The following is a 6,606-nucleotide window of genomic DNA, read 5'->3' on the forward strand; positions in this document are numbered from 1 at the left end:
TGCCAATGCTATCTTCGTGAATTTATTACGAATTCAATTTGCAGCCAGTTGTTCTTTAAAAGCTTCTTCTACTGCATTTGCAAATTCTTCACCGTAATTGTGATTTCCTTCGATATTGAAGATCAGCATATTTAATTCTTCTCTGAAATTATCAAGCACAATATCCGTCTTTCCCCAAACTAACACTGGGTCCTTGTCTGCACCAAGTGACACTGCCAGTAATGGCCACACTGTTTTGGGAAATAGAACATATGTATACCCATCGGAGTCATCCATTAAATAAACGAATGCATTCTCATCTGAATCAGTGATTAACTGACCAGCCGCTTTTACTTCCTGATTGGTTGGATCTTCTTGCAATAAAAAACGGATATCGTTTTCATTTTGCACGCCGCTATCGACAATATAAGTTTTACGCAATGTTTGCTCTTCCTTTCAATCTTTACTACCCCATATTTTATCATAGGTTCCCATATGTTGCAGTTTGCAATTTTTTCAGCATAATAAGAAGGAAGGTGGTGAATCACGATGTCCATTCAAAAAGAAATAGAATTTAAAAATCTGTTGGAAAAAGAAGAGTTTCATAATTTATGCCGTGAATTTGGCGTATCTGAGCATGACTTTCGCATGCAGACAAACACATACTTCGACACGAAGGATTTTCAGTTACGTGATGCTTACATGGGATTTCGTTTACGAGTCGTTGGACAGCGCACTGAATTAACCTTAAAAGCACCTGGTGAAAATAAACATACCATGATTGAAACTACACGCCTGTTAAGTGCAAAAGAAAAAGATGAAATTTTGCAAAACGGCTTTATTATGCCCCAATCTTACAGTGAATTCCAGTCTTTACCCGAGGTTCTATTCGCATTTGGATCGCTTCATACACATCGTGTAGAAATTCCGTATCAAGATGGCTTGCTCGTATTGGATCGCTCCGACTATTTGGGGAAGACAGATTATGAAGTTGAATTTGAAGTGAATGATTATTTAAGTGGACAACATAGCTTTAATGAAATGCTTTCAACTTATAGAATTCCAATTCGTAAAACACCAAAAAAAATTGCCCGGTTCATGAAAGCGGCTCAGCATAAATAAACTGTATGAATAGTAATACCGCTTGTACATTTATAAACTTCCATTCGTTGTTACGAAAATAAAATTGTATGTAAGAATTAACAAAATCGATTTGTTTGAGAAATATACGTGAGGTTGATAGAATGGGAATACAGCGCAAGCAAAGGAGTTTATAAAATGACCCGAAAACCTATTATTCCTTATGAGGAAATTGGTCCGGATAAATTGTCGCAACTTGTTGATGCATTTTACGAGAGAGTCGCGGCACACCCAAAGCTTAAGCCTATATTTCCAGATGACTTGATGGAAACCGCTCGTAAACAAAAACAATTTTTGACACAATATTTAGGTGGACCTAATATTTATTCACAAGAACACGGACACCCGATGTTACGTGCCCGACATATGCCTTTCCCTATCACACCAGACAGAGCACAAGCATGGCTTGAGTGTATGCATGATGCAATGGATGAGGTCGAGTTAGAAGGAAAAATCCGTGACGACTTTTATCATCGCCTTGTGCTAACGGCTCATCATATGACGAACCGGCCAGATCAAGAGGAGGAAATCGAGTGAATAACTTGCAGATTCCGCCCGAAGCGATAGTTTCTACGAGTTCAACAAAGCCAATTGAGCTTTACGCATTTATTGACCCACTCTGCTCTTCATGCTTTGATTTACAACCGATTGTGCGAAAATTACAAGTCGAATATGAACAATATTTCACGTTACGTGTAGTACTTAGTACGAAGCTTTCTACTCTTAATTCATTTTGTGCAAATGATTCGGTAGATGCCGATGATTTTACACATCCAGCACTTCCCTCTGTTGCTATTAAAGCTGCGGAGCTACAAGGTAAACGAGCTGGAGTCCGATATCTTCAAAAACTTCAAGAACAGTTTTTCTTGGATACAAAAAACGTTGCTTCATTTACAAGCCTCATAGCAATTGCGGAAGAAGCACAGTTGGATGTAGAAGAATTCAAGTCAGATATTCAGTCAAAAGAAGCCACCCGCGCCTTTCAATGCGATCTCCATATCAGTCGGGAAATGGAAGTCAGTGAATCGCCTAGCATGGTATTTTTCAATGAACATATTGAGGATGAAGGACTGAAAGTGTGTGGAGTGTATTCTTACGAAGTATACGAGAAAATTCTGGCTGAGATGTTGGATATGGAACTAAGTCCTCAAGAACCACCCACACTAGATGAACTTTTTATACGCTATCATACATTGTCTACTAAAGAAATCGCTTCCATTTACGGTGTGACAAACTATGCCGCGGAGCGAGAATTAAAAAAACGAACACTACTACAGCAACTTGAACGCATTCCATTGGCAGATACAAATCAATGGAGACTCAAATCTTATATGCAAAAAGCGTGAAACCTCCCTTTAAATCGGGCATTCGCTTTATAAAAACGATCCAAAGACAAAAGTGAACAGCACCCCACTTGTTAGCCACAACTAACAAGTGGGGTGCTGTTTTTATGGAGATATATCCATTAAACATGGTTTGTTAAAGAATGCTGTTAATACTAGTCATGAAAAAAGAGAGGCAATAGAATCCCTTTTCCTTTCCGCGGACGAACAGACAAGCCTCTTTGGCCAACAGGATGTTGGTCACGAAGGCGTTTCCACAAAGTGGCGTTCTTAGCCTTCGTTCCATCGTTATCGCTCCAGGGTATTGCCCACTGGAGTGTTGACGCAAGAGCGTGAATCGTGAGACCTGAAGGTAATTGGTTTTAATACTTGAAGGCTCATGCGGAACAGGCTGCTTGCGCAACTGTAAGATAAACAACAGTATAGTTTTAGAAAAAAATAAAGAACCGTCCTTCCATTTCTGGAGTGACGGTTCTTTTCACAAAGGGGATGGGAGAAATGTTCACGTTCAAACAAAGGGGTGTATGTTTGTGTGTGATTTATTTCACATTTAAACGATATCATGACATAACGAGTAAATCAATCCTTCACAATCTTTTTCACAAAATCGTCATAAGGTAAGCGCTTCCAGTAAAATGCGATTCTATTTCTACCATTTGAATGATATACCGATATAACTAAAACACCTCCATCTATTTCAGATGGAGGTGGATAATGATTATTTTAATAACAGACTTTCAAGTTCAGCTAGCTTCTCTTCAAACACTTTACACGCTTCTTCTATCGGTGCAGCGGATGTCATATCAACTCCTGCTTTTTTCAGCACTTCAATCGGCGTATCTGAGCACCCCGCTTTCAGGAATTGGTTGATATAGCGATCAACTGCTGGTTGGCCTTCAGAAAGGATTTGATTGCTCAAAGCTACTGCAGCACTGTAACCAGTCGAATATTGATAAACATAATAATTGTAATAGAAATGTGGGATACGAGCCCATTCCAGACCGATTTCTTCATCAACAACCAAGTCGTCACCAAAGTATTTTTTATTCAAATCATAATAAACTTCAGTCAACTTATCTGCTGTCAATGCTTCCCCGTCTTGGTTCATTTTATGAATCAAATGCTCAAACTCAGCGAACATCGTTTGACGGAATACAGTACCACGGAACCCTTCCAACCAATAGTTCAGCAAGTAAATTCGTTTTTGCTCGTCTTCAATTGTGTTTAACATATATTCGTTCAATAATGCTTCATTACACGTTGATGCAACTTCAGCTACAAATATAGAATAGTCCCCATAAATAAATGGTTGATTTGCGCGTGAATAATAGCTGTGAAGGCTATGACCAAACTCATGGGAAAGTGTGAATAAATTATTCACATTATCCTGCCAGTTCATTAGTACATAAGGATTTGTTCCATATGCACCAGAAGAATATGCACCTGAACGTTTTCCTTTATTCTCTACAACATCCACCCAACGATTTTCCAATCCTTGTTTGGCAATCGATACATACTCTTCACCAAGTGGCGCAAAGCTCTTAAGCATAATTTCTTTTGCTTCTTCATAAGGAATTTCCATCTTTGCTTCCTTAACTAATGGTGTGTAAAGATCCCACATATGCAATTCGTCGACACCTAATACTTTCTTGCGTAAAGAGACGTAACGTTGTAATAAGTGCAAGTTCTTATTTACGGTATCAACCAAGTTATCATACACTTGCTCAGGAATATGATTTTCAGACATTGCAGCGTGACGTGCAGAAGTATAATTACGAACTCTAGCATTCACGTTATCGCGTTTAACATTCCCAGCTAATGTTGAAGCGAATGTGTTACGGAACTTTCCATATGTACCATACATGGCACGGAAAGCATCTTCACGCACTCGACGATCAGAGCTCTCAAGTAAGCGGCTGTATCGACCGTGGGTCAATTCCAGATCTTCCCCATTTTCATCTTTAATCGTAGGGAATTCTAAATCGGCATTGTTCAACATTCCAAATGTTTCAGAAGAAGCATTTGCCACTTCCGCGAATTGAGCCAATAACGCTTCTTGTTCTGCAGGAAGAACATGTGGACGCATTTCATTAATTTCTTTTAATACTTGTTTATATAATTTCAAACCTTCATGTTCTTCTACATAATCTTTGACTTTCGTTTCATCCAACGCCAATAGTTCTGGTGTCATGAAAGATAAACCTGTTGATACTTTTACAAGCAACGTCTTAATACGGCTGTCCATTGCTTGGTAGTGGCTATTTGTTGTATCTTGATCGTAACGCATGTGAGAGTAAGTATATAAGCGATAAATACGCTCCAACACTTCATCTTTATACGTAAAAGCATTGAAAAGAGCTTCTGACCCGTTCTCAAAGGTACCTTTAAATGTTTCTGCTTTTTCTGCGAGCCCACTTACTTCTTTGTATTCACTTTCCCATGCTTCATCGCTAGAGAAAATGTCTTCAAGCTTCCATGTCAAATCTGTTGGTACTTCACTACGTGATAAAATTTTGTTTTTTGTTTCTGTCGTCATTTCCGTTCCCCCTTGAGCCGATTTGATAGAAAAATCGAATAACTTCTATATTTTCTCAATTTTCCTAACGTTTTGCAACTATTAACCTATGAAAAAGTTGTTTTAAAAATGTTTCTTGCATGATTTGTTGTGATACTAATTTAGATAAATCGAAATTTATTTGCTGTAGCAATTGGCAATATTGCATGACTACATCTTTCGCTATTTTAAAGTCTATTACTCTACAGTATTCGGCAAGAAATGCTTCGATCCACACTTCGCTGATATTATCGAAATCTACTTGCTTTTGGGATAGCGCGCATACTAGCGCTAACTGCCATTCTGTAGAATGGTTTTGGAAGACTTGTGATCCAAGTAGTGGAAAGCCTATATATAACGGTAAATCTTTTGGTAGAATGCGTTCAACATAACAATTGTTTAAAAACTTATCTCTGGTACCAAATTTACTGGAATAAATTCGATTGGTTAAAAACTTTGAGCGTTTATGCTGGTAAATATTCCAATACTGATTTGCTTCGGTCTGAGTAAGTGGTTTTATGTGTGCAAAAGGAAAAGTTTGCAACATATTCGGCAAAGTACAAATCTTGGCAATAAATGATGACCCGCTAATATGTAAAAGATGACTAATATAAACAAATTGAGTACTGGTCGGATCATAGGTAATTAACGTGGGCTTGGATGAAGAATCTATTGTGATAAACGACTGCTCAAACTTGGATAATTTGATGAAAGTTACGCCAGCTGCCTTGACATTAATATTAGCAGGGGTGCGAAGTAACCAAACGGATGGAATTTTCACTTGACTATATCCAAGATTTCTTTTATAGACATCGTCTATGGGTATTACACTGCACTGAAATTCTACAGCAAATAAATTTCTTCCTTTTTGCACCAATAAATCAGGTCGTTGTGAAATTTTCGGAATGAATGCTTCGACCTCTACTTGAAAACCTACTCGTGTAAAGAATTCAGCAAGCTGCTGTTTTCCAATTAAATGTGTTGGGGATTCTCTTTCTGAAAATGAAGTAAAACAATCGCTTAGCACGATATGGGCGAAATGGGGAGTGACGACTTTGCCAATTTTTAAGCGAAGGGGGTTTCCGCATTGGGGGCATGTAAATTGGCTTGTACTTCGTATTAGTTCCAACTGACTTTTTGTCATGTGTCTTTCCAGTGTGAAATTTTTCTCGTTATTTATTTGTGCCGTTAGAATACACAACACCTCCTTTTGAACATTTTACGAATATTCCGACATAAAGGCAATTAAAAAATTGTCACGCACCTCTTTAGAACAATGACAGCAATGCAAAAAAGAATATTTATTTTGAAGCAAGACATAAAAAAATCCTCCCCGTTAAGGGAGGCGATTAACTGAAATATTTATTGATTTGCTCAAAAACCTCATCGGCCATTATTTCTTTGCCATACTCTTTCATACGATGAACCGTCACAGTTGAACCGGACGTATATTCAGAAAGTATGCTGACCATATTTTCAATTTCTTCGTCATTCATTAACTCAGCATCTGCTTTAACGTATAAGTAGTAACGATCTTTATAAGCGAATAAAGACGTTGATACATACGAAGGCAAATCAATGCGCTTAGCT

7 protein-coding genes are annotated in these 6,606 nt (G+C 38.1%); 3 read left to right on the forward strand and 4 right to left on the reverse strand.

The window, feature by feature from the left end; translation table 11 throughout:
* Nucleotides 1-33: 33 nt before the first annotated feature.
* A complete protein-coding gene (locus AC1DSL_RS06790; protein ID WP_016428004.1) occupies nt 34-420 on the reverse strand; it encodes a UPF0738 family protein in 387 nt (128 codons plus the stop codon).
* A 108-nt stretch (nt 421-528) separates the two neighbouring features.
* Between AC1DSL_RS06790 and AC1DSL_RS06795 the strand changes: the two genes are divergently transcribed.
* From AC1DSL_RS06795 to AC1DSL_RS06805, 3 genes are all read left to right on the forward strand, one after another.
* Entirely contained in the window at nt 529-1,101 is a 573-nt protein-coding gene (locus AC1DSL_RS06795; protein WP_477531656.1) for a CYTH domain-containing protein, read from the forward strand.
* A 156-nt stretch (nt 1,102-1,257) separates the two neighbouring features.
* On the forward strand, nt 1,258-1,656 hold the full coding sequence (locus AC1DSL_RS06800; protein ID WP_477531657.1) for a globin domain-containing protein: 399 nt from the start codon (nt 1,258-1,260) through the stop codon (nt 1,654-1,656).
* Nucleotides 1,653-2,465 (forward strand): ClpXP adapter SpxH family protein, encoded by an 813-nt coding sequence (locus AC1DSL_RS06805; RefSeq protein WP_016428007.1) that lies wholly within the window; start codon nt 1,653-1,655, stop codon nt 2,463-2,465. The genes AC1DSL_RS06800 and AC1DSL_RS06805 overlap by 4 nt, the downstream gene beginning before the upstream one ends.
* A gap of 715 nt (nt 2,466-3,180) precedes the next feature.
* Here AC1DSL_RS06805 and pepF read toward each other — a convergent pair.
* From pepF to AC1DSL_RS06820, 3 genes are all read right to left on the reverse strand, one after another.
* Entirely contained in the window at nt 3,181-4,998 is a 1,818-nt protein-coding gene (gene pepF / locus AC1DSL_RS06810) for an oligoendopeptidase F (protein WP_477531658.1), read from the reverse strand.
* Nucleotides 4,999-5,062: 64 nt separating this feature from the next.
* Nucleotides 5,063-6,160, reverse strand: a complete 1,098-nt coding sequence (locus tag AC1DSL_RS06815; RefSeq protein WP_477531659.1) for a competence protein CoiA — start codon at nt 6,158-6,160, stop codon at nt 5,063-5,065.
* A gap of 205 nt (nt 6,161-6,365) precedes the next feature.
* Nucleotides 6,366-6,606: adaptor protein MecA (locus AC1DSL_RS06820; protein WP_477531660.1), on the reverse strand; the 241-nt coding region annotated here is incomplete at its 5' end.

It is taken from the genome of Paenisporosarcina sp. P4_D4, from assembly GCF_056401835.1.